General features: G+C 69.1%; 19 protein-coding genes and 1 pseudogene. 6 read left to right on the plus strand and 14 right to left on the minus strand.

What is annotated here, in order from left to right:
* Positions 1-9: 9 nt before the first annotated feature.
* From ACZ6ZQ_RS15500 to ACZ6ZQ_RS15520, 5 genes are all read right to left on the minus strand, one after another.
* The gene (locus tag ACZ6ZQ_RS15500) at positions 10-987 is read right to left on the minus strand and encodes an ABC transporter permease (RefSeq protein ID WP_469769051.1); all 978 of its coding nucleotides are present in this window, start codon (positions 985-987) and stop codon (positions 10-12) included.
* Between the two features lie 105 nt (positions 988-1092).
* Positions 1093-2889, minus strand: coding sequence for an ABC transporter substrate-binding protein (locus tag ACZ6ZQ_RS15505; RefSeq protein WP_469769052.1), 1797 nt, complete (start codon positions 2887-2889; stop codon positions 1093-1095).
* A gap of 98 nt (positions 2890-2987) precedes the next feature.
* Positions 2988-4025 (minus strand): ABC transporter permease, encoded by a 1038-nt coding sequence (locus ACZ6ZQ_RS15510; protein ID WP_469769053.1) that lies wholly within the window; start codon positions 4023-4025, stop codon positions 2988-2990.
* Positions 4026-4911: 886 nt separating this feature from the next.
* Positions 4912-6819, minus strand: coding sequence for a translational GTPase TypA (gene typA / locus ACZ6ZQ_RS15515; RefSeq protein ID WP_469769054.1), 1908 nt, complete (start codon positions 6817-6819; stop codon positions 4912-4914).
* Positions 6820-7086: 267 nt separating this feature from the next.
* Complete coding sequence (locus ACZ6ZQ_RS15520) at positions 7087-9723, minus strand: ABC transporter family substrate-binding protein (RefSeq protein ID WP_469769055.1); 2637 nt, start codon at positions 9721-9723, stop codon at positions 7087-7089.
* A gap of 301 nt (positions 9724-10024) precedes the next feature.
* Between ACZ6ZQ_RS15520 and ACZ6ZQ_RS15525 the strand changes: the two genes are divergently transcribed.
* From ACZ6ZQ_RS15525 to ACZ6ZQ_RS15540, 4 genes are read left to right on the plus strand one after another with little or no spacing between them, the layout of a single operon-like run.
* The gene (locus ACZ6ZQ_RS15525) at positions 10025-10255 is read left to right on the plus strand and encodes a hypothetical protein (RefSeq protein ID WP_469769056.1); all 231 of its coding nucleotides are present in this window, start codon (positions 10025-10027) and stop codon (positions 10253-10255) included.
* An 8-nt stretch (positions 10256-10263) separates the two neighbouring features.
* The gene (locus ACZ6ZQ_RS15530) at positions 10264-11082 is read left to right on the plus strand and encodes a hypothetical protein (RefSeq protein WP_469769057.1); all 819 of its coding nucleotides are present in this window, start codon (positions 10264-10266) and stop codon (positions 11080-11082) included.
* Positions 11083-11097: 15 nt separating this feature from the next.
* The gene (locus tag ACZ6ZQ_RS15535; RefSeq protein ID WP_469769058.1) at positions 11098-13050 is read left to right on the plus strand and encodes a fumarate reductase/succinate dehydrogenase flavoprotein subunit; all 1953 of its coding nucleotides are present in this window, start codon (positions 11098-11100) and stop codon (positions 13048-13050) included.
* Positions 13047-13823, plus strand: coding sequence for a succinate dehydrogenase/fumarate reductase iron-sulfur subunit (locus ACZ6ZQ_RS15540; RefSeq protein WP_469769059.1), 777 nt, complete (start codon positions 13047-13049; stop codon positions 13821-13823). Before ACZ6ZQ_RS15535 ends, ACZ6ZQ_RS15540 begins: the two co-directional genes overlap by 4 nt.
* A gap of 146 nt (positions 13824-13969) precedes the next feature.
* On the opposite strand, the gene ACZ6ZQ_RS15545 is transcribed toward ACZ6ZQ_RS15540, so the two are convergent.
* Positions 13970-15100: a glycoside hydrolase family 18 protein gene (locus ACZ6ZQ_RS15545; protein WP_469769060.1), complete on the minus strand. Its 1131-nt coding sequence runs from the start codon at positions 15098-15100 to the stop codon at positions 13970-13972.
* Between the two features lie 48 nt (positions 15101-15148).
* The gene (locus tag ACZ6ZQ_RS15550) at positions 15149-15820 is read right to left on the minus strand and encodes an SMI1/KNR4 family protein (protein WP_469769231.1); all 672 of its coding nucleotides are present in this window, start codon (positions 15818-15820) and stop codon (positions 15149-15151) included.
* Between the two features lie 6 nt (positions 15821-15826).
* Here ACZ6ZQ_RS15550 and ACZ6ZQ_RS15555 point away from each other — a divergent pair.
* Positions 15827-16255, plus strand: a pseudogene (locus tag ACZ6ZQ_RS15555) (PspA/IM30 family protein); the annotation flags it as partial.
* A 215-nt stretch (positions 16256-16470) separates the two neighbouring features.
* Here the strand turns inward: ACZ6ZQ_RS15555 and ACZ6ZQ_RS15560 are convergent.
* The 6 genes from ACZ6ZQ_RS15560 to ACZ6ZQ_RS15585 all read right to left on the minus strand — a co-directional run bounded on the left by ACZ6ZQ_RS15560 (position 16471) and on the right by ACZ6ZQ_RS15585 (position 21971).
* Positions 16471-19047 carry a SpoIIE family protein phosphatase gene (locus ACZ6ZQ_RS15560; protein ID WP_469769061.1) on the minus strand — a complete coding sequence of 859 codons (2577 nt, stop codon included), beginning with the start codon at positions 19045-19047 and terminating at the stop codon, positions 16471-16473.
* 147 nt (positions 19048-19194) lie between these two features.
* A complete protein-coding gene (locus ACZ6ZQ_RS15565) occupies positions 19195-19623 on the minus strand; it encodes an ATP-binding protein (protein ID WP_469769221.1) in 429 nt (142 codons plus the stop codon).
* Positions 19624-19739: 116 nt separating this feature from the next.
* Positions 19740-20186 carry a (deoxy)nucleoside triphosphate pyrophosphohydrolase gene (locus ACZ6ZQ_RS15570; protein WP_469769062.1) on the minus strand — a complete coding sequence of 149 codons (447 nt, stop codon included), beginning with the start codon at positions 20184-20186 and terminating at the stop codon, positions 19740-19742.
* A 50-nt stretch (positions 20187-20236) separates the two neighbouring features.
* The gene (locus ACZ6ZQ_RS15575) at positions 20237-20419 is read right to left on the minus strand and encodes an SPOR domain-containing protein (protein WP_453664120.1); all 183 of its coding nucleotides are present in this window, start codon (positions 20417-20419) and stop codon (positions 20237-20239) included.
* A gap of 197 nt (positions 20420-20616) precedes the next feature.
* Positions 20617-20793 carry a hypothetical protein gene (locus ACZ6ZQ_RS15580; protein ID WP_469769063.1) on the minus strand — a complete coding sequence of 59 codons (177 nt, stop codon included), beginning with the start codon at positions 20791-20793 and terminating at the stop codon, positions 20617-20619.
* A gap of 425 nt (positions 20794-21218) precedes the next feature.
* Complete coding sequence (locus tag ACZ6ZQ_RS15585; protein WP_469769064.1) at positions 21219-21971, minus strand: GntR family transcriptional regulator; 753 nt, start codon at positions 21969-21971, stop codon at positions 21219-21221.
* Between the two features lie 435 nt (positions 21972-22406).
* Between ACZ6ZQ_RS15585 and ACZ6ZQ_RS15590 the strand changes: the two genes are divergently transcribed.
* Positions 22407-23615 carry a serpin family protein gene (locus tag ACZ6ZQ_RS15590; RefSeq protein WP_469769065.1) on the plus strand — a complete coding sequence of 403 codons (1209 nt, stop codon included), beginning with the start codon at positions 22407-22409 and terminating at the stop codon, positions 23613-23615.
* A gap of 153 nt (positions 23616-23768) precedes the next feature.
* Here the strand turns inward: ACZ6ZQ_RS15590 and ACZ6ZQ_RS15595 are convergent, their stop codons facing one another.
* Entirely contained in the window at positions 23769-25343 is a 1575-nt protein-coding gene (locus ACZ6ZQ_RS15595; RefSeq protein WP_469769066.1) for a S8 family peptidase, read from the minus strand.
* Positions 25344-25464 lie beyond the last annotated feature (121 nt).

Genomic DNA, 25464 nt, shown 5'->3' on the forward strand with positions numbered 1-25464 from the left:
GTCGTTCTCCTAGGCGAGGCGCACGCGCGGGTCGATGTAGGCGTAGGCGAGGTCCACGATGATGTTCAGGATCAGGATGAAGAAGGCTCCGAACAGCATCACGCCCATCGTCAGCGGCAGGTCCTTGTTCAGCGAGGACTCCACCGCCAGGCGGCCGATGCCCGCCAGGTCGAAGGTGAACTCGGTGACCACGGCACCCGCGAGAAGCCCGCTGAGGTCCATGCCGATGATGGTGACGATGGGGATGAGCGAGCCGCGCCAGGCGTAGCGGAAGAAGACGTACCGCTGGCGCATGCCCTTCGCCCGCGCGGTGCGGACATGCTCCTCCTGCAGCTGCTCGATCATGGTCGAACGCGCCATACGCGTGTACTGGGCGGTGAAGATCGTCGCCATGACGGCCCACGGGATCAGCAGACCGATGACCCAGCCGACCGGATCGTCCGTGAACGGGACGTACTTGGGGTTCTCCATCCAGCCCGTGCTGTAGACGAAGAGACCGAGCACGATCGGGCCGAGGAAGTAGATCTGGAACGAGCTGAGCACCATTGAGGCGCCACTGACGATCTTGTCCACCACGGTGCCGCGCTTCCACGCGGCGAGCAGACCCGTGCCGAGACCGAAGACGAGGAAGATGATGAGACCGCCGACGGTCAGCGACAGCGTCAGCGGGAAGCGGTCGAGGATGGAGTCCCAGACCATGTCGCCGGACTCGAAGGAGATGCCCAGGCACGGTGCGTCACAGTGTCCGACGTTGAAGTCACGGCCGGCCACGATGCCGGACATGAAGTCCCAGAACTGTGCGGTGATGGGCTTGTCCAGGCCGAGATTCTCGCGAATCACCGCGATGTTCTGTGGCGTGCAGTTCTTGCCGCAGGAGAGTTGGGCGAAGTCCTGGGGGATTGTGTAGAACAGGAAGAACGTGAACGCGCCGATCAGGAACATGATGACGACGGCGCCGGTCAACCTGCGGATGAGGAACTGAAGCATCGCGGGAGGCTGCTCTCTTCGGAGTCGGCGGGAGTTGTGAGGGGTGGGTCCGCGGGGGTGCGCTCCGCCTGGCGCGCACCCCCACGGATCAGCCGTGATGTGGTGTTACGGCTTGATCAGGTACAGGTCGTTGATGTCGATGTAGCTCGACTCGGTGCTGTACTTGACGCCACCGACGTTCGAGCCGGACAGCTGGATCTGCTTCGAGTAGTAGACCGGGGCAGCCGGGTTGACACCCTCGACGATGCGGTGGTGGATCGACTCCCACTTCTTGGCCGCGGCCTGGGGCTCCAGCGTGACCGCCTCGTTGATGCCCTGGGTGACCTCGGGGTCCTTGATGTGCGAGTAGTTCGACGCACCGTCGGCGACCAGGTCACCGTCGTAGACCGGGGTGATGACCGTGGACGGCGACGGCCAGTCCTGGCCCCAGCCGGTCATGTAGATGTCGAACGGGTTGTCGAGCTTACCGATCTGCTCGTAGAAGCTCTTCCGGTCGATCTCCTTGGCCTGGACGTTGAAGCCGATCTTGTTCAGCGCGTCCTTGATGATGACCATCTGCTTCTGGCCACGCGGGGTGTTGGAGTAGGCGTAGCTCAGCTTGGTGCCCTCCTTGACGCCCGCCTCCTTCAGCAGCGCCTTGGCCTTCTCCGGGTCACCGTTGGGCTTCTTCAGCTTGCCGAACGGGTCGTACTTCGGGTCGAAGCCCGGCAGGGTCGGGGCGAGCAGACCACCGGCGAGCTCACCGCCGTACTTGCCACCGTCGGCCTGGATCATCGACTGGTTCGGGATCGCGTACGTGATCGCGTCGCGGATCTTCTTGTCCTTCATCCGGTCCAGGTTGAAGGAGAGCTGCCAGACGTAGGGCTGGTAGCCCTTGACCGTGCGCTTGTTGACGGCCTTGTTGTTGATCACGGACTGAATCTGGGCCGGGTCGACCGAGTCGGTGAACTGGATCGCGTTCTTGGCCTCGCCCTGGTCGGCGATCAGACGCTTGGTCTGGCTGACCTGGTCGATGGTGGTGAGGAAGTTGTAGCCGTCGACGTACTGGTGGCGCACGGAGTCCGTCTTCGGGTCCCAGTTGGTGTTCTTCACCAGGGTGAGGGACTTGCCGGCCTTGTAGTCGGAGATCTTGTACGGGCCGAGGGACTTCGGGGCCTTGTCGTACTTCTCCTTCGTGTCCGCCTTCTGCGGCACGATGGCGTAACCGGCCATGGCCAGGGCCTGCGGCAGGTCGGGCTGCGGCGTCTTGAAGTTGAAGACGACCGTCTTCGCGTCCGGGGTCGCGAGGACGCTGTCCGGAAGGTGCTTGCCCTTGTACGGACCGTCCGGCAGCGCCTTGCGGTAGTCGTCGCCGGAGAGCCAGCTCTGGACGTAGGTCGGACCGTCGAAGATCACCTTCGAGTACAGGCGCTCGATGGAGTGGCGGACGTCGGCGGAGGTGATGGCGTTGCCATCCTCGTCCTTGATGCCGTCCTTGAGGGTGAACGTCCAGGTCTTGCCACCGTTGGTGGACTTGCCGGAGTCGGTGGCGACGTCGCCGACGACGGTCAGGTTGCCCTTGTCGTCCTCCTGGAAGTTCGTCAGACCGCGGTGGATCAGGTTGGCGAACTGGCCCGCGTCGCTGACGTAGATCTGACCCGGGTCCATGTGGGACAGGTCGGACTGCATGTAGACGTTGATGGTGCCACCGGGCTTGGCGCCCGGAACCTCGACGGCCGGACCGTTCGAGGCGGCAGCGTCACCGTAGGCAACCGGCTTGGACTGCGCCGCGGCGTCCTTCTGCGACTTGGACTCGTCCTTGCCGCCCTTGCCGCTGTCGTTGGAGCAGCCGGTGAGCGCCAGGGAGCCGGCCGCCGCGGCGACGACTATGGCGCGTGCGGAGCGCGATCGAATGAGCTTCATGATGCTCGTTGCACCTACCTGTCGGTTGTTATCCAGAAGAGCTGCCTGACCGTCCGGTTGCCCGGTGCGAGGGCGGCAGCTGCCCTCGCCCATGGACGTCACCGTCCGGTCTTGGGGTCGAATGCGTCGCGGACCGAGTCACCCAGAAGGTTGAAGGCCAGGACGAAGACGACGAGAGCGACACCCGGGAAGAACATGAACGCCGGGTCCTGCTCGTAGATGTTGGCGCCGATGGCGAACATGCGGCCCCAGTCCGGAGTGGGCTCGACGAAGCCGACACCCACGAAGGAGAGGAAGGCGATGTTCAGGATGGCGCTGGGCAGCATGTAGGTGCCCTGCACCAGGATCGGCGTCACGATGTTCGGCAGAACCTCCTTGCGGACGATTCGCCAGCGCGAGGCACCCGAGACCTTCGCCGCCTCGACGAACTCGCGTTCCCGCAGGGACAGTACAGAGCTGCGCACCAGACGGGCCATACCCATCCAGCCGAGGAACCACGACACCAGGATGATCGCGACGGCCCGCAGGTACGTCGGGGTCTCGTCCGTCGGGGAGACGAACAGCGCGGTCACGATCGGCATGAAGGCGATGAAGAACAGCTGGTTCGGGAACGCCAGGAAGAAGTCGGTCACCCGGCCCAGCCAGTAGTCGACCTTCCCGCCGAAGTAGCCGCCCACCATGCCGATGATCACGCCGGTCCCCAGGCTGAGGACGGTCAGGACCAGCGCCATGAACAGCGAGGTTCTGATGCCGTAGATCAGCATGGTGAACACATCGCGGCCCAGGTTGGGCTCGACCCCGAACCAGAACTCCCCGGAAATGCCACCGAAGGAACCGGTGGGCATCGCGAAGTCGTCCAGCAGGAAGGGGTAGTCCGGCTCCTGCGCGTACAGCGTGTAGGGATTCTTCCCGTACACCGCCGAGATGACCGGAGCCAGTGCGGCGACGAGGAAGTAGACGAGCACCACACAGGCGGAGATCACACCTGTGCGATCACGCTTGAAGCGCGCCCACATCAGCTGACTGGGCGAGCGCCCTGTGAGCGACTTGGTTTCCGCGCCGTCGTTCTGGGTCGCGGTCTCTTTGTCCAAGGCGACAGAGGCCTTCTCGCCCTCGATCTCAATTGGACTGGTCATGATGGTGTCCATTCACGGGTGTCTGGTGACCCGCGATCCCTGCACGCTGCGACGGTCCGGACGGTTTACGCCCGTTCCGCCATGGCTGCATGACGACCCCCGGTGCCCACCGTCGCCCCGAGACGGGTACGGCAGCGCAACCGCACGCCTGACGGGATCACCCCGTAGGCGGTACGACTGGGAAGAACGTCAGTTGGGGAGGATTCCCCCCAAGGAACGCGAGCCGAGCGGTTGACCGGGTCTCAGAAGTGCCGGCCGCTGCCGGCGACCAGACCGGATGATGTGCGCTGAAAAATGGCCGCACGAGCCATCTGTGACGACCCGACCCCACTGGCGCTCGTGGCACCGCGCATGGGTTCCTCCTCATGAGTCCACGTATTCACTGCAAGGCTGGACACATCGCAACGCCGACACCCCTGACGGCGAAGATCCGTGTCCCGTGTGCTCGTGAGTCGGCGCTCCCCACAGCGCGTGACCCGTTGACCCGAGCTCAGTGAAGCCAACTATTGGGTAAGTTCGGGCTGTAAACCACACTTAAAGCATCTCGTTTTGGCAACATCACCCCGCCCCAGAGGCCCAAAATTCGGACAAAGGGATCGCAGACAGACACCCCCGAAACGGACTGTTAATACAGGTTTCCGGTGCGCTACGTCCGATAGTCGAACCTTCGGGGTAGGAAATCCTGTTGACGGACAACTGCCGCAGGCGTCGCGAGGGAGCCGTCACCGCAGTCTTCTTCCAGGCCACAGCACTACGCAAACAGCGCCACGGCACCACGCGAACGGCCCGGACACTCCCGCGGAGCGGGACTGTCCGGGCCGTTCGCCGGTCCAGGGGGTTCAGCCGTGGTCGGTTTTCAGCCGCACCCGGCTCAGCCGTGCTTGGCTCAGCCGTGCTTGGCGCGGGACGCGGCGCGGGCGCGCTCGCGGGCGTCCAGGTTCACCTTGCGGATACGGACCGCCTCGGGCGTGACCTCGACGCACTCGTCGTCGCGGCAGAACTCCAGCGACTGCTCCAGCGAGAGCTTGCGCGGCGGAACGATGGACTCCGCGACATCGGCCGTGGAGGAGCGCATGTTGGTGAGCTTCTTCTCCTTGGTGATGTTCACGTCCATGTCGTCGGAGCGGGAGTTCTCACCGACGATCATGCCCTCGTAGACCTCGGTGCCCGGCTCCACGAAGAGGACGCCGCGCTCCTGCAGGTTCGTCATCGCGAAGCCCGTGACCGCGCCGGAGCGGTCGGCGACCAGCGAGCCGTTGTTACGGGTCGTCAGGGTGCCGAACCAGGGCTCGTGGCCCTCGTGGATGGAGTGGGCGATGCCCGTACCACGGGTGTTCGTCAGGAACTCCGTGCGGAAGCCGATGAGGCCACGGGACGGGACGACGAACTCCATGCGGACCCAGCCGGAGCCGTGGTTCGACATGTTGTCCATCCGGCCCTTGCGGACACCCATGAGCTGCGTGACCGCGCCCATGTGCTCCTCGGGCACGTCGACCGTCATGCGCTCGACCGGCTCGTGGACCTTGCCGTCGACCTCCTTGGTGACGACCTGCGGCTTGCCGATGGTCAGCTCGAAGCCCTCACGGCGCATCTGCTCGACCAGGATGGCCAGGGCCAGCTCGCCGCGGCCCTGCACCTCCCAGGCGTCCGGACGCTCGGTGTCCAGGACGCGCAGCGAGACGTTACCGATCAGCTCGCGGTCGAGGCGGTCCTTGACCTGGCGGGCGGTGACCTTGCGGTCCTTGACGGCCGCCTTGTTGTCGGCGCCCTTGCCGGTGCCGCCGCGGCCGACCAGCGGCGAGGTGTTCGTACCGATGGTCATGGAGATGGCCGGCTCGTCGACCGTGATCAGTGGCAGCGCGACCGGGTTCTCCGGGTCGGCCAGCGTCTCGCCGATCATGATGTCGGGGATACCGGCGACGGCGCAGATGTCACCGGGGCCCGCCATCTCGGCCGGCTTGCGGGTGAGCGCCTCGGTCATCATCAGCTCGGAGATGCGGACGTTGGCGATCGAGCCGTCCCGCTTGATCCAGGCGACGGTCTGGCCCTTGCGCAGCTCGCCCTGCTCGACGCGGAGCAGCGCGATACGGCCGAGGAAGTTGTCGGCGTCCAGGTTGGTGACGTGGGCCTGGAGGGGGGCCTCGTCGTCGTAGACCGGTGCCGGGATGTGCTCCAGGATCGTGGAGAAGAAGGGCTCCAGGTTCTCGCTGTCGGCGGGGACGGTACCGTCCTCCGGCTTGGTCAGCGAGGCGACGCCGTCACGGCCGCAGGCGTAGACGATCGGGAACTCGATCTGGTCCTCGTCGGCGTCCAGGTCGAGGAAGAGGTCGTAGGTCTCGTTCACGACCTCGTCGATCCGGGAGTCCGGACGGTCCGTCTTGTTGATGCAGAGGATGACGGGCATCCGCCGCTGGAGGGCCTTGCGGAGCACGAAACGGGTCTGCGGAAGCGGACCCTCGGAGGCGTCCACCAGAAGCACGACACCGTCGACCATCGACAGACCGCGCTCGACCTCGCCGCCGAAGTCGGCGTGGCCGGGGGTGTCGATGATGTTGATCGTGATCGGGGCCCCGCCGTCCTTGGGGTGATACTTCACCGCCGTGTTCTTGGCGAGGATCGTGATGCCCTTCTCACGCTCCAGGTCGTTCGAGTCCATGACGCGGTCGTCGACGGAGTCGAGCTGGTGAGCGGCGAAGGCACCCGCCTGCTTGAGCATGGCGTCGACGATGGTGGTCTTGCCGTGGTCGACGTGGGCGACGATGGCGACGTTACGGATGTCGTGGCGCGTGGGCATGCTGGCTAGCTGCTTCTCTCGGATCGTGGGATGCGGCGTCTGTTTGCTCGTACGCCCGCCGGGCGGACGCGCCACGGCTGTGTCCTATGGTACGGGGCCGTCGCGTGATGGACTTCCCCGCCCGATCCGAGGCCATGGGACGACCCTGCCCGCCGGTGGCCCCGGCGGGCAAGGGACTTGAGCTGCTTCTGAGGTCCGTGAGCCGTCGCGAGGAGCCCGGCCGACCTTTTGTGGGATATGTCCCAATTCTTGGGGTTCGCTGGCGCGCTAGTCGATCAGGTCGGCCTGGCTGTTCTGGTCGTTCTGGCTGTTCTGGCTGTTCGGGCTGTTCTGGTCGTTCTTGCCGTTCGCCGAGGTCCCGGCCTTCTTGAAGCCGATGTCCTGGTACCGCGGTGCGGCGAATCCGAAGGCGCCCACGTTCACGAGATCACGCTTGACCGCCACCAGCTGGGGCCGCTGGTAGAGGGGGATGGAGCCGGCGGCGGCCCAGATCCGGGCGTCGGCCTGCTTCATCAGCTCCAGGGCCTGCCCCTCGTCCAGCTCGGCGACGGCCCGGTCGAAGAGCTGGTCGATGTGGTCCGTGCCGACCCTGGTGTAGTTCTGCTCCACCAGCAGCGAGCCGTCGGCGGCCGGCTCCGGCTTGGCGAAGATCGGACGGGCATCGGTCGCCGGGTAGGCGGAGGCAGGCCAGGAGTACAGGGCGAGGTCGTAGTCGCCGGAGGCGATGTGGTCCTTGAAGTAGCTGTCGTCGGCGACCTTGGTGATCTCCGTACGGATGCCGATCTTGTCCAGCATCCGGGCGATCCGGTCACCGACGGTACGCAGCGCCTCGGAGTCCGGCCCCGACGGGAGGACGAAGCGCAGGACGAGCTGCTTGCCGTCCTTGCCGAGCGGGCCCGCGACCGGGCTCCGCTCCGCAGGGGCCCTCGTCCCCAGGGGGGCGTAGGCGCCCGCGACAGGGCCCTGCCTGTCCTGAGCCTTCGGCATGGCCTTGTCCCGGTCACCGCTGGAGGAGTCGTCGAGGGCGTCGGCCTGGCGGCGCAGGGCCACGCTCTGGAGGGCGGCGTACCGGCCGGGCGCGAGGACGTTCCAGCCATCCTCCGGGGCGGTGCCGCTGTGGCCCGGCTTGTTGTCCCCGACGACGTAGAGGCCCTCGTCGGAGGCGCGGTCCGCCGCGGCGCGGGCGGCAGGGGCCTTGGCGGCGGGACTGTTCACTGGCGGGCTGCTCACCGCGGGACTGTTCACTGCCGGGCTGCTCACCGCGGGACTGTTCACCGCCGGGCTGCTCACCGCCGGGCTGCTCACCGCCGGGCTCTTCTCGGGGCCCGCCTTGGTGCCGGGCTCCGTGGTGCGGGCACCCTCCCGGGTCCAGCCCGCGTCGGCCAGCAGGGCCTGGGCCTCCTCGGTGTCCTGGTCACCGAGTGCACCGCTGCTGTCGGCGTACGCCGACTGCCCCGCGAGCGCGAGATGGCTGCCGACCGGCCGGGCGGGCAGGCCCAGCGGCTTCAGCACGACCTCCGCGAGCGCCTTGCGGTCCAGCGCACGGGCCACGGCGCGCCGTACCCGCTCGTCCGCGAGCGGCCCCGATTCGCCGTTCAGCGCGAGCTGGGTGTAAGCGGGCTCCAGGCTCTTGCGGACCACGAAACCGCGCAGCGCGGTCTGCTCGGCGGCGTACTGCGCGATGACGGCCTTGTTCTTGTCGAAGGCGAGCCTCTCCCGGGCGAGCTTCTCGCGGGCGAGCAGCTCCCGGGCGATCCGGGCGGCCTTCCCCTTCTGGTCGTCGGAGGATTGCGCCGGCGACTGGGGCTTCGGCGGGGCGGACCGGAGGACGGAGCGCAAGGCGGAGGGGACACCGGACGGCAAGGCGGAGGGGACGGCTGTCGGCAAGGCGGAGGGGACGCCGGACGGCAAGGCGGAGGGCGCGGCCGACGGCGCGGCGCCCGGGCCCTGACCGCCGCTGTCCGACCCCTCGCCCCCGCTCCGTACCGCCAGGGCGATGCGGTCCGCGACGCTCCGGTCGATCTCGGCCAGATCCACGGTGCCGGTGGCCAGCGCGGCGGCGCGGCGGTCGCGCGGCACGGCGCGCAGGACCAGCGAATCGAGCTTGGCGGGCGTCCCCCACCAGCGCGGATTGCGTACGAGGGTGGTGTTGCCGGCCTTGCGGTCGACCTTCTGCACGATGAAGGGGCCGGCCGTCAGCGCCAGCTTCGACCGGATGCCGTCGTTGAACGAGGCCGGCGTCCCCATCGCCTCCTTCGGGTAGAGCGGGGTGAAGAGCGACTGCCAGTCGGCGTACGGCTTGGCGAAGGTGACCCGGACCTCCAGGTCGTTCGCGCCCCGTTCGATCTTCTCGATCCGGTCGTATCCGGCGTTGCGCGCGGTCCAGTACGCCGAGTCCTTGCCGCTGAGCGCGCGCCACTGGGCGACGAAGTCGGCCGCCCCGATCTCCCGGCCGTCGCTCCAGACGGCCTTCTGGCTGAGCTTGTAGAGGACGACCTGCTTGGGCTCGCGCTCGGCGATCTTGGCCGATTCCAGATAGTCGGGGTTGCGCTGCGGGCGGCCGCGCTCGTCGAGGGTGAAGAGGGAGGGGAGCACGGCGCCGGCGATCCGTGACGTGGTGGCGTCGGCGTCCGCCTGGAAGGTGTTGAGCGTCGCGGGCACGGCATCGACGGCCCAGCGCAGGGTGCCGCCCTGCTCGACCAGCTCGCGCGCGGCCGGGGCGATGTCCATCGGGGCCGCCGCGGCCTCGGAACCGGTCTCCTCCGTGCTGCAGCCGGCCAGCGCGGGCAGGGTGAGGACGCCGCTGGTGAGAAGCGCGACCGAGCGCAGGGTGCGGGTACGAGGCGTACGAGAGCGAGGCGTCCGGGAGCATGTCCTCCCGCGTGGGGCGCTGACGTTGGACATGACTTGTACCCCTTCGTCCTACAACCTGGCGGTTCCTGAATTTTGGCGATGATCACACCTATTGCGCATACACTGAAATCGACGAAGGGCGGGGTGTGATGCCGACACGGCGGTGCGGCTCGTAAACCCCACCCGTGCGGCCCAATGGGGAGCCCCTTACGGGTGGCGCTCGCCGGGAATCGGTGCACACGCCTTCACAACAAGGGATGTGACGCGCAACACTCGCAGGCGCACACAGAGCCCTCTGGGGGCGACCCCAGACACCCGCATGCCACCGCGACCGCGGAAGTGAGGGCAGTTCATGTCCCTGCAGGACGAATTGACGGACGTCAAGCGCCGTCTCGACGACCTGGCCCGTACGGTCGAACGGCTGGAGCGGAGCCTCACGCAAACGCGAGAGGACGCATCCCGGACCCAGCCGGCCGGCCGCCCCGAAGACCTGGTCACCATCCCCGACACTCCGTACGACAGCTCACTGTGGACGGATTCGGATGACGAAGGCCTGGGTGCGCGCGACCGGCACGCGCCCTAGGAGCTTCGTTGGCCACAGGCACCGAACCCCACCCCGACACAGGCGTGCACGGCGCCTCGCGCGCCGCAATCGCCCCCCGCCACCTCAGGACGGACCGCTGGTGGCTGGCGCCCGCCGCAACCGCCGGCGGGCTGCTCGCCTTCATCGTCTACTCGACCTGGCGGGCCTTCGCGAACAGCGACTACTACGCGGCGCCGTACGTCTCGCCGTTCTACTCGCCCTGTCTCGCGGAGAACTGCGCGCCGATGAAGGCCGGCCCGAACTGGGAGATCTTCGGCAGTTGGTGGGGCCTGTCCCCCGCGCTGCTGATCCTGATCTTCCCGCTGGGCTTCCGGCTGACCTGCTACTACTACCGCAAGGCCTACTACCGGGGCTTCTGGGCGTCGCCCCCGGCCTGCGCGGTCGCCGAGCCGCACAAGAAGTACACCGGTGAGACCCGCTTCCCGCTGATCCTCCAGAACATCCACCGCTACTTCTTCTACGCGGCGCTGCCGGTCGCGGGCATCCTCACGTACGACACCGTGCTGGCGTTCCGCGACGAGAACTACGCCTGGGGACACATGGGTCTCGGCACCCTGGTCCTCCTCGTCAACATCGTGCTGATCTGGGCGTACACCCTCTCCTGCCACTCGTGCCGGCACATCATCGGCGGCCGTCTGCGGCACTTCTCCAAGCACCCTGTGCGCTACCGGCTCTGGGGCTGGGTCGGCAAGTTGAACGAGCGCCACATGCAGCTTGCCTGGACGTCGCTGATCAGCGTCGCGCTCGCGGACTTCTACGTCTATCTGCTCGCCACCGGCGCCTTCGACGATCCGCGTTTCTTCTAAGGAAGGTGCCAACTGATGACTCAGCTCGAACGGCAGCAGTGGGACGTCGTCGTCGTGGGTGCGGGCGGCGCGGGTCTGCGGGCCGCCATCGAGGCACGCGAGCGGGGCGCCCGTACCGCCGTGATCTGCAAGTCCCTCTTCGGCAAGGCCCACACCGTGATGGCCGAGGGCGGAATCGCCGCCTCCATGGCGAATGTGAACGCACAGGACAACTGGCAGGTCCACTTCCGCGACACCATGCGCGGCGGAAAGTTCCTCAACCAGTGGCGGATGGCCGAGCTGCACGCCCAGGAGGCCCCCGAGCGGGTCTGGGAGCTGGAGACCTGGGGCGCGCTCTTCGACCGTACGAAGGACGGGAAGATCTCCCAGCGCAACTTCGGCGGCCATGAGTACCCACGGCTCGCACACGTCGGCGACCGGACCGGCCTGGAGCTGATCCGGACCCTGCAGCAGAAGATCGTCTCCCTGCAGCAGAAGGACAAGCGCGAGTTCGGCGACTACGAGGCGCGGCTGAAGGTCTTCCAGGAGTGCACGGTCACGCGTGTGCTGAAGGACGGCGAGCGCGTATCGGGAACGTTCTGCTACGAGCGCGAGTCCGGGCGCTTCTTCGTGCTCGAGGCTCCCGCGGTGGTGCTCGCCACCGGCGGCATCGGCAAGTCCTTCAAGGTGACGTCCAACTCGTGGGAGTACACGGGCGACGGGCATGCGCTGGCGCTGCTCGCCGGCGCCCCGCTGCTCAACATGGAGTTCGTGCAGTTCCATCCGACCGGGATGGTCTGGCCGCCCTCGGTGAAGGGGATCCTCGTCACCGAGTCGGTGCGTGGCGACGGAGGGGTGCTGCGCAATTCAGAGGGCAAGCGGTTCATGTTCGACTACATCCCGGACGTCTTCAAGGAGAAGTACGCCGAGTCGGAGGCGGAGGGCGACCGCTGGTACGACGATCCGGACAACAACCGGCGACCGCCCGAGCTGCTCCCCCGTGACGAGGTCGCCCGGGCGATCAACGCCGAGGTGAAGGCGGGCCGGGGATCCCCGCACGGCGGCGTGTTCCTCGATGTGTCGACCCGGATGCCGGCCGAGGTGATCAAGCGGCGACTGCCGTCCATGTACCACCAGTTCAAGGAGCTGGCGGATGTGGACATCACCGCCGAGGCCATGGAGGTCGGGCCGACCTGCCACTACGTGATGGGCGGCATCGCGGTCGAATCGGACACGGCCGCCGCGGTCGGCGTCCCCGGTCTGTACGCGGCCGGGGAGGTCGCCGGCGGTATGCACGGCTCGAACCGGCTCGGCGGCAACTCCCTCTCCGATCTGCTGGTCTTCGGGCGGCGCGCCGGACTGCACGCCGCGGAGTACGCGTCGGCGCTCGCCGGTGGGCGGCCTTCCGTCGACGAGGAGCAGATCGACACGGCCGCGGCGGAGGCCCTGCGTCCGTTCAGCGCGGACGGCTCGGAGCCCGGCGCGGCCTCGGAGAATCCGTACACCCTCCACCAGGAACTCCAGCAGGCCATGAACGACCTGGTCGGCATCATCCGGCGCGAGGGCGAGATGGCGCAGGCGCTGAAGAAGCTGGCCGATCTCCGGGTCCGCGCCAGGCGGGCCGGTGTCGAGGGCCACCGCCAGTTCAACCCGGGCTGGCATCTCTCCCTGGATCTGCGGAACATGCTGCTGGTCAGCGAGTGCATCGCCCGGTCCGCCCTGGAGCGCACCGAGAGCCGCGGCGGCCACACCCGCGAGGACTACCCCTCGATGGAGCGCGAGTGGCGCCGGGTCAATCTGATGTGCCGCCTCGCCGAGGGGGCCTTGGCCCTCGACTCGGACGACTCCGGCGGTCCGCCGGTCGGCCCGGCGCGCGGCCAGATCGACCTCGTACGGAAGACGACCGAGCCCATCCGCCCCGATCTGCTCGCCCTCTTCGAGAAGGAAGAGCTGGTCAAGTACCTCGCCGAAGAGGAGCTGTACGAATGAGCACGTACGACGCTCGGTTCAGGGTCTGGCGAGGCGATCAGGGGGGTGGTGACCTCACCGACTTCACGGTCGAGGTCCATGACGGCGAGGTCGTCCTCGACATCATCCACCGGCTGCAGGCCACCCAGGCGCCCGACCTCGCCGTGCGCTGGAACTGCAAGGCGGGCAAATGCGGCTCGTGCAGCGCGGAGATCAACGGTCGGCCGCGGCTGATGTGCATGACCCGTATGTCGGTCTTCACTCGTGAGGAGACGATCACAGTCACGCCACTGCGGGCCTTCCCGGTGATGCGGGATCTGGTCACGGATGTCTCCTTCAACTACGCCAAGGCCCGCGAGGTCCCTTCCTTCGTCCCACCTCCGGGGGTAGCCGCGGGCGACTACCGCATGCAGCAGGCCGACGTGGACCGCTCGCAGGAGTTCCGCAAGTGCATCGAGTGCTTCCTGTGCCAGGACACCTGCCACGTGGTGCGCGACCACGAGGAGAACAAGACGGCCTTCGCCGGTCCGCGCTTCCTGATGCGCGTCGCCGAACTGGACATGCACCCCCTGGACGCGGCCGCCGAGACCGGCCTGGACCGCAAGCGCACGGCTCAGGACGAGCACGGTCTGGGCTACTGCAACATCACCAAGTGCTGCACCGAGGTCTGCCCGGAGCAGATCAAGATCACGGACAATGCGCTGATCCCGCTGAAGGAGCGGGCGGTGGACAGGAAGTACGACCCGCTGGTGTGGCTGGGGAACAAGATCCGCCGACGGGACGCGGACGCCTAGCCTAGGGCGGACGCCTGGAGCGGTCCACTCATGGCCTGGGCACAGGCCATGAGGCAGGGTCCGGGCGCGGTCGGCGGCTGCCGGCCGCGCCCGGGCGGCACCGGCGGGCGCTCCGGACCGCGGGCTGATCCCGGCCCCGCGTCCGGTCAGTGCCAGCCTTCCCGGTACGCCGCCCAGTCCTGCTCCTCCGCCGCGAAGTCGACATACAGCGCCACCCCGAACCGCTCCCGGTCGCGGTCCGTCCGCCCGAGCCCGAGGCGCGTGCCCCGGATCGCCGCGGCCACCGTCTCCGCGTTCTCCCAGTGGCCGAGGTCGTCCTCGTGGAAGAACGGCAGCCCCATCAGCAAGTCAGTGCCCTGCGGCGTGACTTCGAGCGCGAGAGCCGTCTGCTGGGCGACGTAACCGCCGTACAGGCTCTCCAGCGGCATCCATGTGTCGTACGACATGACGGCTATCTGGTCGACCCGGCGGGCCACTTCGCCGAAGAACTCCTGCGACCACCACTTGGGGCTGCCGGTGACCCGGCCCGCAGCCGAGTGCACGGCCGGCAGGGGGTCTATCTGGTGCGCGGCGACGGACAGCGGGGCCCTGCGCTTCTTGGTGAGGGCGCGCAGATCGTCGAGGAGTGACAGATAGTCACGGTCGCCGGAGTGCAGTGGCTCCAGGTCGAAGTGGACCCCGTCGAAGCCCGCGTCCAGGATCTGGGCCGTGGAGCGTACGACCGCGTCACGGGTGGCCTCGTCGGGCAGGCGCAGCCCGTCCGGTGACTCGGTGGCCAGCTTGTCGCCGAGCCAGGCCTGCACCCGCACGCCGGGCAGCTTCCGGTGCACACCGTCGATCAGCCACCTCGCACGCGGATACCGCGCGGCGGGCAGCGTGCCGTCGTGCTCCAGCGGTCCGGCGTGCACGTACAGGTCCCGTATCCCGGTCCCCCGGATCCGCGCGGCGAAGGCGTCCAGATCGGCGTCCTTCTTCCGGCCGTCCACCCAGGCGTGGCCCAGCCAGACGGCGTCCTTGCCGCGGGTCTTCGTGCCCTTCTCGTACTCCCCCGCATAGTTCCACCGCAGCGCGGCGGCTCCGGTGAGGGCGGGCACGACCAGCAGCAGGACGAGCACGACGGCGATCCGTCTGGGCCACCTCAGCCACGAACTCCCGGACCGCGGGCTCCCGCGCCATGGATTCCCGGAGCGCAGGCCCCCGGAGCGCAGGCTCCCGAGCCGGGCGCGGGCGCGCCGCAGAATGGCGCGTGGTTCTACGTTCACCGTATCCCCCGTCATCAGTGCCGAATGATCTCCAACCCTAGACGCCGCCACTGACAGTGACGGTCACGCACCGTGCACATCACGCTCGACGCGAGCCAGCCAGTCCAGGTACCAAGCAGCGAATCCACGGCCCTGCGGCACGATCCCGCCGTCACAGGCCCGCACGTCGTCCCAGACCGTGCCGCGCTGCTCCCCCGTCATGACCAGCAGCGACTCGTAGCCGCAGCCCTGCTCGCCGACGGAGACGGAACCGGCGGTCTGGGCGTCGTAGAGCTCCTCGTACCGGTCGTCCCAGGCCCGGTGGGCCCGCCGGAACTCCTCCTCGTCCGGGTAGGCGTCCCGCTCCGGCTCCTCGTCGTCATACGCGTCGAGTTGCCGCTGCACTTCCTCCGACGCGAAGGGCCGGCCCGCGTCGGAGACGGCCGTTTCCGTTCCGGGGAAGGCCAGGCCGACACCGCGCCAGGCCCAGCGGCCGTCCTTGTACTGCGGTGTGGTCAGGCCGTAGTCCGGCCCGGCGCCGCCGGCGCCCACCGTCAGCAGAAAGCTGCGGTACTCGGCCGGAAGTTCCGAGCCCAGCGCTGCCTCGAGCGAGCGCACGTCCTGCTCACTCATCGGCGGCCGGAGCTCGAAGCCGTGCCCCCGGGCGCCGAAGACCTCGCGTGCCCTGCCGTGCCTGCGCAGCGCGGTCACCCGCTCGCGCACCCCGGTCCATATGTTCTGCGTCCCCTCACCCATGCCCGTGCGGACGCCGACACGTTCGACAACCTCGCGAAGGTGGCGCTGCAGCGGCAGTTGCAGTCCGAGAGGGAGGCGAAGACCGCCGAGCCGACGATCGCCACGCAGACGGAGGTCGTGGACAAGCTCAAGGCGGGCCTCGACCAGATGAAGGCGAAGCTCGGCGAGCTCCAGGCCAGGCAGGACGAGCTGGTGGCCCGGGCCAAGTCGGCCCACGCGCAGAACCAGATGATGGACCCGGTCAAGAACATCGATGTGCTGGACCCGACGAGCGAGCTCAACCGCTTCGAGGACAAGGTGCGCCGGGAGGAGGCGAAGGCGATGGGCAAGCAGGAGCTCGCCGCCTCGTCGCTGGACGCCCAGTTCGAGCAGTTGGACGCCCTGGGCGACAGCGCCGAGATCGAGGCACGGCTGGCCGCCCTGAAGGCCGCGTAGCGGCCCGTGGCGGGCGGAAGCACGGCATGCTGCCGCGCGGCGCTCCGCCACGGGCCCCTGTGCAGGGGCCGGAGTCCCGTACCCGACGGCAGTGGCGGGAGTCCCGGATCGATGAGCCATGGCAGGAGTCCCGGCCCCGGCCACCGTGGCAGAAGTCCCGGATCGATGAGCCATGGCAAGTGCCCCGGCCCCGGCCGCCGTGGCAGGTGCTCCGGTCAGAACATGCTGAGGAGCTGTTCCACGCTCGGCTCGGCCGCCGAGTCCCCGTCCGGCAGGGCGAGTTCGAACCACACGGTCTTTCCCCGGTGGGTTCGGCGCGAGCCCCAGGCCGCGCTCAGCAGGCCGACGAGTTGGAGTCCGCGGCCGCCCTCGTCGGTGTCCCGGGCGCGCCGGCGCCGGGGCTGTACGAGACCGGCGTCCCACACCTCGCAGACGAGGGTACGGTCGCGCAGCAGCCGCAGCCGGATCTCGCCCTCGCCGTAGCGCAGCGCGTTGGTGACGAGTTCGCTGACGAGCAGTTCGACCGTGTCCACGAGCGGTTCGAGGTCCCAGGCGACCAGCTGGGCCCGGGCCAGCTCACGGGCCCGACCCACCGAGCGCGGTTCACGCGGCAGCCGCCAGTCGCCCACCGCCTCGCTGGGCATCCCCTGGATGCGGGCCATCAGCAGGGCGATGTCGTCCTCGCCGTGGCGGGTGTCGAGGGTGCTGAGGACGTGGTCGCAGACGTCCTCCAGCGACCGGGCGGAGGTCCCGCCGGCGACGGCGGGGGCAGGATCGGTGAGCGCCCTGCGGAAGGCGCTGAGGCCCTCGTCGAGCGGATGGTCCCGGGATTCGACGAGGCCGTCCGTGTACAGCGCGAGCAGGGCGCCCTCCGGCAGCTCGACCTGGACCTCCTCGAAGGGTTCGCCGCCCACTCCGAGCGGCATCCCAGGCGGCACGTCGAGCAGCAGCGCCTCCTCCCCGGGCTCGACGAGTACGGGCGGCAGATGGCCCGCGTTGGCGAAGGTGCAGCGTCTGGTCACCGGGTCGTACACGGCGTACACGCAGGTCGCCAGATAGACCTCGGAGAGCTCGGGGCCGCGGGACTTGTGGGCGACCCGGGAGGCTTGCTGGGCGCCGCTCGGGGTGCCGAGTCCGCGGGCGATCTCGTCGAGTGCGGAGAGCACCTCGGCGGGCTCCAGGTCGAGCAGTGCCAAGGTGCGTACCGCGGTGCGCAGTTCGCCCATGGCGACGGCGGCCCGCAGCCCGCGCCCCATGACGTCACCGACGACAAGGGCGGTGCGATGTCCGGGCAGTTCGATGACGTCGAACCAGTCGCCACCCACCTCGGTGGCGGTGTTGCCCGGCAGATAGCGGCAGGCGATGTCGAGACCGGCGGCCTCCGGGTCTCCGGGCGGCAGGAGGCTGCGCTGGAGGATCAGGGCCCGCTCGTGCTCGCGGCGGTAGAGGCGGGCGTTGTCGATACAGACCGCCGCGCGTGCGGCCAGCTCGACGGCGAGTGCCCGGTCCCGTTCCCCGAAGGGCTCGCTGCCCTTCGCACGGGAGAACTGGACGAGTCCGACGACCGTGTCGTGCGCGACCATCGGCACGGCGAGGGTGGACTGGACGAGGCTGCCCTCCTCGCCCGGGATGGCCCGGACGCGGGCGGTGCGCAGGGCGCCGGCGCAGGCCGAGCTGAACGGGTAGCGGTGGACGGCACCGACCTGGGGTGCGGCCGGCGTCGCGGCGCCGGAGCCGGCGAGCAGGGCTTCGGACACGGTGCTGGCGAAGGCAACCCGGCGCAGTTCGGCACTGCCGCTGTACCCATCGGGCTGGGCGGAGCCCCATTGCCCGGGAGGGGCTTCGTCACCGGTGAGCAGTCCCTGGTAGAGGTCGACGGAGGCGAGGTCGCAGAAGCCGGGGACGGCGACGTCGAGAAGTTCCCGGGCGGTGGTCTCCAGATCCAGGGAGTTGCCGATACGAGCGCTGGCCTCGTTGAGGAGGGCGAGATTGCGACGGGCGCTGGCGGCCTCGCGGGCGGCGATGTGACGCCGGGTCACGTCGGTGCCGAGTCCGGCGACCCCGATGGGACGGCCGGACCCGCTGTGCACGCGATAGAGGTTGATGGACCAGTGGCGGCGCTCGGTGCTTCCGGGAGCGCTGCCGACGATCTGCAGATCGGTCACCGACTCGCCTGTCTCCAGGACGCGTTGGAGTGCGGCAGTCATCCGCTCGGCCTCGGGCCGGGAGAGATAGTCGTACACGGTGCGGCCGCGGTGGTCCTCCGCAGCGCCTCCGAAGACGGTCGCGAAGCGCTGATTGGCACGCAGCACGGTGAGGTCCGTGCCGAACAGAAGGAAGCCAAAAGGAGATTGACCGAAAATGGCCTGCGAAGCGGCGAGATCAGTCTCTATCCGACGCAGGGCGCGGACGTCGACGACGATACAGAGAGCGGCCCGCTCGCCGTCCTCCGTCTCGCTCGGCATGACATACACCTCAGCGAGCCCGTGCGCGCCGCCCTCACCCGGCAACCGGAAAGGGACGAGGCCCGTCCACTCCTTGCCGTCCAGGATCTCGGCGACCTTGCGGTGTCCCCGCGAGCGAAGTTCGGACGGCATGAACACATCGACCGGGTCCTTGCCCCTGACTTCGTCGGGCCGGATGCCGAACTGCTCGGCCGCGCGCCGACTCCACTGGTCGACCAGGCCGTCCGGGCCGATCGAGAAAGACGCGACTTTGATGTAGTCGTAAATCGAGCCGGGCGGACTGCTCTGCCACACCACGCCGCTCGCCGTCTCAGGTATCTCGCTCACGCGACCGTCCCCTCCAGCTCACCGCACCGGACCGGCCATGCCCGCAGTATTCAGCACTACGGCCCCTGGCGGCACGGCGTTCACGATCACAGCACGGTCTCGTTCGTTTTGAGCCGAGCACGCAATGATCGTTGTCCCCTCACACTTCTAACCCGGCAAGGGCAGCTCGAACCACACGGTCTTGCCCGTTCTGCCGCGCCGCGTCCCCCACCGCCGGGCCGTACAGGCCACCAGCTGGAGCCCGCGTCCGCCCTCGTCATCAGGTCCGGCGGGGCGCTCCAGGGGCGGATCCGGAAGGGGATCGGAGACCTCCACCCGGAGCGCGGGGCGGGGCGGCGGGCCCATCCCGTCGGCGCTCGGCCGAACCAGACGGACACCGATGGGACCCGAGGTGTACCGAAGAGAATTGGTCACGAGCTCGCTGACCAGGAGCACCGTCACATCGCAGATCCCGGTGTCCAGACCCCAGGCGCGCAGGGTGTCGCGGACGACATGGCGAGCAGTGCGTACCGCATCGGCCTCGGCAGGGAAGGTCCACTCGGCGCATTCGCCTTCGGTGTCGATCAACCCGACCACTTCCCAGACCAGCCGCTGAACCATGTCCGCTTTCGGAGGGTTAATCAGCTCATACCCGATATTTGAGGCAGGCTATCGCCGGGAGGGGCGCACGGTGGCACGAACGGCGTACACCGTCAGCCACGCGCACCATCCGAAGGGCCCTGGAAGCCGGAGGAGCCTGAAGGGCGCCGGCGCACAGCCTCTTCGACGGCGGGGCGGTCCTGCGGCAGCCAGTCCACAGCGTCCAGGTCATCGGCGGGCACCCAGCGCAGCTCGTCATGGTCCTCCAGCGGGCGCGGCTCACCGGAGAGCAGCCGCACCGTCCAGACCTGGAGCACATAGCCGGGCCCCAGCGGCCACTCGCCGGGCACCCGTTCGACCGGCTCGGTCTCGACGCCGAGCTCCTCTCGCAGCTCGCGCACGAGGGCCTGCTCGGGAGTCTCGCCGGGTTCCAGCTTGCCGCCGGGCAGCTCCCAGCGACCGGCCAGCTCGGGCGGGGCACTGCGGCGAGCGGCGAGCAGTCGCCCCTGGTCGTACACGGCGCCGGCCACCACGACGCGAGCGGTCACACGATCTGTCATGCGCCGGAGCGTAACCCGCGCCGCAGCGATCTCTGCTCGGGCGGGCGGGCTCAGGAGGGCGCCGTCTGCCCGATGTGCTCCACCCAGTAGAGCTGCTTGTGACCGCGGCCGTCGAGACGGTCGGCGACCTGCTGGGCCTCGTCCTGCGTGGCGTACCTGCCGACGCGGTAGCGATTGCCGTTGTCGTCCTGACGGATCACCAGCCAGGGAAGCATCGCGCCACCGTCGCTCATCGCACCCCTCCCGCCACCGGCCTGCACATCTCTAACGATCCCCAGGAAACCCCACTCTGCATATGCCTGAGCCTACGCCTGACCTTTACACAGCGGATACGTGTTTTCACAAAGAGATACGGTTCCGGCCAGGAGCACAGCAGTCGAAAGGGGGCGCACGCGGCGGAGTGCGCCCCCTTCGCCCGAGCTCGGCCGCCTCAGTCCGTGCGGACCGCCGGCATCGGCATCACCACCGGACCGGCGGCGGACGGCTCCTCGCGGCAGGCATCGCCGCGGTCGGAGTCGAGCGAGCAGCACAGCGAGCGCATCGAGCTCAACCGGACCGGGCGGTCGGCGATGTCCGGGAGTCCGTACGCCGGCTCGCAGACCCGCATGTGCGAGTGGCCGTGACGTCGCCGACCTCGGCATCGGGACCTCCCCCAGAGCCTTCGCCCTGGGGGTACCCCCACACCGGGTCCGGCCGGGCCCGGTGGTACGCGCCTTTCACAGCCCGGGCGATCAACGGGCAGAGCACCATGGCGAGTCCGGCCGCGACGAAGGTGGAGAAGGCACGCGGGCACAGCGGAGCGAATGGTCCTCGCGGCCCTTGTCGGCGGCGAGTCCGGCGCAACTGCGCCGGGGCGGTGGGCGTCTGCGCGTCACGGGTGACGGTATCCGTCCTGAGGCGTCCCGCCGTCCGGCCGGATCGCGGGGGCGGACGGGCACGTCAGGAGTCTGACGCCGCGGCACCCGCCGCAGGAGGCCCAGCAGTCCCAAGTGCACTGCGCCGAGCGGCCCAGGCATGCCGGGCTCCCACGGGTCACCGCACCGGAAGGTGGTAGGCGATCCGGTAGCGATCGGCCGGCACCACCACGTCCGCCGTCTCCACCGCCCGCCCTGACGCGTAGTACGTCCGCTGGATGACCATGACCACATGTCCGGGCACGCCGCCGAGCGTCAGGAGCTCATCCGCCAGCCCCGGCCGCGCGCCGACCTCCTCCACCACGTTGTCCACAACGACATCGATCGCACCCATCCGCTCGACGACGCCGCAACCGCCGAGCGGCCCTTCCTCGGGCAGCATCACGGGCGTGCGCCCCGTGACCGCGAGCGGCTCCCAGGAGGTGGAGAGCATCATCGCCTCACCGGCGTCCCGGAAGACGTACCGCGTACGCATCACCCGCTCCCCCGTCCCGACCCCCAGCCGCGCGGCGACCGCCGCGCTCGCCGGCTCCTGCTGACTGCTGGACTCCCAGGTGCCGCGGGCGCCTTCCGCCGCCTGCTCCTGCCGGAACGGATTGGCGCCGGCCGGCGGCCGGTAGCCGGAGCGGGCGATACGGCGGGGCACCGGGCGCTCGCGCACATACGTCCCCGAGCCGGAGCGGCCCTCGACCAGGCCTTCGGCCATCAGCACCTTGCGCGCCTCCAGCGCGACGGTGTCCGACACTCCGTACTCCTCGCGGATCCTGGCCTGCGAGGGAAGGCGGGTATGCGGCGGCAGCGAGCCGTTGACGATCTTCTGTCGGAGATCGCTCGCAACGCGCAGATAGGCGGGCTGCTCACCGAATGTCACTGGCCACTCCCAACAGCTTGACAGACAGCAACAGCGTGGCAACCGACGGTTGCGTCCCGCAAGCGTGGGCCAAAGTTTCACCCGAAGTGATGACCGCTCTTTACGCAGGCGGTTACCGCAGGTATGGGGATGAGCCTCGCTCGGGTGTGCACCGAACCCTTGGCCGCAAGGGTCCAGACCAACACCTTCCCTGTGGTGGCACGCACGGCAGCACTCTCCGCTCCGGAATCCCTCCGGAACGCGGCGACTTCGGCGTCGACCAGACCGCCCGCGACTGGCTGCGGCGCGGCGCGCCCGCCCACAAGCCGGCGACCGGCCCTGCACCCCCTCTGGATCCCTGCGACCAGGACCCCCTGCGACGAGGACGGAATCACGGATACGGTGCTCCTCGCAGAGATCACGCGAGCACGTGCGCGGATCGTACGGGGGGATGTCATGCAGCCGGCAGCTGAATCCGTGCGTGCGGTGAACCGGCTCACCGCACGGTGGGCGGCGACCGCCGGAACCGGAGACACGGTCTTCTCGGCCACCGGCGTCTGGCCGCTGCTCGCCTTCCTCGCGGACGCGGCGGACGGGCCCGCCCGGACCGAACTGGAGGATGCCGTGGGCATGCGCGGCGACGGCGCCGCGCGGGCCGCGCGGGACCTCATGGCCGCGCTGGCGTCCGTACGGGGCTCGCGTTCGGCCGTCGGGCTCTGGGCGAAGCCGGCCCTGCCGCTCCGTGAGAGCTGGGTGGCAGGACTGCCCGCGCACACCCTGAGCGTGTTCAGCGGGGACGCGGAGGCCGACCGGAAGGCGCTCGACACGTGGGCGTCGGACCGTACGGACGGGCTGATCGGTTCGATGCCGACAGCCCTCGACGACGGCGTCCTTCTGGTGCTGGCGGCCGCCCAGGCCCTGCGGCTCAGGTGGCTTCAGCCCTTCTGGGAAGGGGAGATGCTTCCCGAGAGCGGCCCCTGGCAGGGGCGCGAGCTGCTCGCCCTCGTACGGAGGACCTCGCTGCTGGACCGCGTCGGGGTGGCGCACACGGCCGCCGGCCCGCTGACCGTGCTCAAGGTGCTCGGCGACACCGGGGTCGACGTCCATCTGCTGCTGGGCGAACCGGAGATGGCACCCGGTGAAGTGCTCCAGGCCGGGCTCGCCGTCCTCGCCGGCACCTACCGGACCGTCCCGGGTGATCTCCTTCCGTCGGGGGAGCCCGGGCCCGGCCTGGAGGTGAGGACGGTGCGGAGCAGCGCGCCCGAGCCGACGCTGTCCGTACGCACGAGCCCTTTCCGCCTGACCGCGGACCACGACCTGCTGCGCCGGCCGGCGCCCTTCGGACTGTCGACGGCCATGGACGACCGGCACGGACACTTTCCCGGGATCAGCGCCGAGCCCCTGGCGGTCGGATCGGCCCGGCAGTCGGCGCTGGCCGTCTTCGACGCGGAAGGGTTCGAGGCGGCGTCCGTGACCGCCGTCGCGGCCGTGGCCGGCGGGATGCCCGCGTCGCGCTACCTGGCCAAGCGCATCGATGCCGAATTCGACCGTCCCTTCGGCTTCCTGACCGTCCACCGCACCTCGCGCCTCGTCCTGACGGCGGGCTGGGTCGCCGAGCCGACGCCCTACCCGGAGTACGAGGAGACGTACGAGGAAAGCGCATGACCACCGCACTGAAGGGGCTCGCGGTCGATCCCGCCTCCGGACCGTTTCACGGACGCCGAGGACCCTGCCGTACGCTGCTCGACGCCTGACGGAGCAGAGGAAGGGGCGGCCGCAGTGCGCGGCCGCCCCCTCAGTGCTCAGGCTCAGTGAGCGTCAGAACTGCAGCGCCCAGGAGTCGATCTTCCCGGTGTCCCACCACGCGTTGTCGCTGACGCGCAGCTTCCACGTGCCGTTCGCGACCTCCGAGGAGGCGTTCACCGTGTACGTGGTGTTGATGTTGTCGGAGCTGCCGCCGGTGCCGTAGCCCTTCAGCGTGTACGCGGTGCCGTCCGGGGCGATGAGCTGGACCTGGAGGTCACCGATGTAGGTGTGCACGATGTTGACCGGCACCTGGAGGGCGGCCGGGGCGTTGCCCGGGACACCGCTCACGGTGACGGGCGACTCCACGGTGGAGTTGTCGTTGATCGCGTAGTCCGCGGTGTTCTCGAACCTCGAACCGGGCGGCTGGGTGGAGCCGCCGCCGACGTACAGCAGACGGTTCGGCGATCCGGTGCCGGGGTTGCCGACCACGTTCGGGGTCGCCGCGGTGGTCAGGGCGGAGGCGACCTGCGCCGGGGTGGCGGTGCGGTTGTCCGCGAGGTAGAGCGCGGCGGCACCGGCGACGTGCGGGGTGGCCATCGAGGTGCCGGAGATGGTGTTGGTGGCGCTGTCGCTGGTGTTCCAGGCGGAGGTGATGGAGGAGCCCAGCGCGAAGATGTCCAGGACGCTGCCGTAGTTGGAGAAGCTGGAGCGGGCGTCGGTGCTGGTGGTCGAGCCGACGGTGATGGCCTCGGTCACCCGGGCGGGGGACGTGTTGGACGCGTTGGCGCCGTCGTTGCCCGCCGCGATGGCGTAAGTGACGCCGGACGCGATGGAGTTGCGTACGGCGGTGTCGAGGACGGTGTCGACGCCGCCGCCGAGGCTCATGTTGGCGACGGCCGGCTTGACGGCGTTCTGCGTCACCCAGTCGATGCCGGCGACGACCTGGTCGGTGGTCCCGGAGCCGGAGTTGTCGAGCACGCGGACGCCGACGACCTTGGCCTTCTTGGCGACACCGTAGGAGGATCCGGCGACGGTGGCCGCGACGTGGGTGCCGTGGCCGTGGCCGTCCTGCGCCGTGTTGTCGTTGTCGATGGCGTCGTAGCCGTACGAGGCCCGGCCACCGAAGTCACTGTGGGTGATCCGCACACCGGTGTCGATGATGTACGCGGTGACACCCGTACCCGCCGAGTCGGGGTAGGTGTAGCTCTGGTTGAGCGGCAGCGCCTTCTGGTCGATGCGGTCCAGGCCCCAGGACGGCGGGGACGGCTGGGTGCCGGAGATCGTGAAGACACGGTTCTGCACGACGGACTCGACGGCCGGGTCCGCCGCGAACTTCTTGGCCTGCGCCTCGGAGAGCTCGACGGAGTATCCGTTGAGCGCGGCGTTGTACGTCTTCTTGATCTTCGCTCCGTACTCCGCGGCGAGTTCCTTGCCCGCCTTGGAGCCGGCGTCGGCGGCCGACTCGTCGAGAGTGACGATGTAGCTGCCGGCGATGACGCCGGGCGCGCCCGCGTTCTGGATGACGCCTTCCGGCGCGGTCTCCGCCGCGGTGGCCGGAAGGGCTGACGCGGCGCCGAGCGCGAGGGCGGCGACGGCTATGGCGCTGGCCGCGGACAGTCTTCGCCGCGAATTACGCATCACGGACATGTGAGGGATCCTCCTCATTGGTGGTGCGTTGCTGTGGGGGTGATCGACAGGGGCATGACAATCCCTTTGCTCCCGGTGTCCGCCGGGATGTCTGCGAAGTTGCCGTGCTGCTGCCGTCCGA

It is taken from the genome of Streptomyces sp. NPDC053673 (assembly GCF_055585225.1).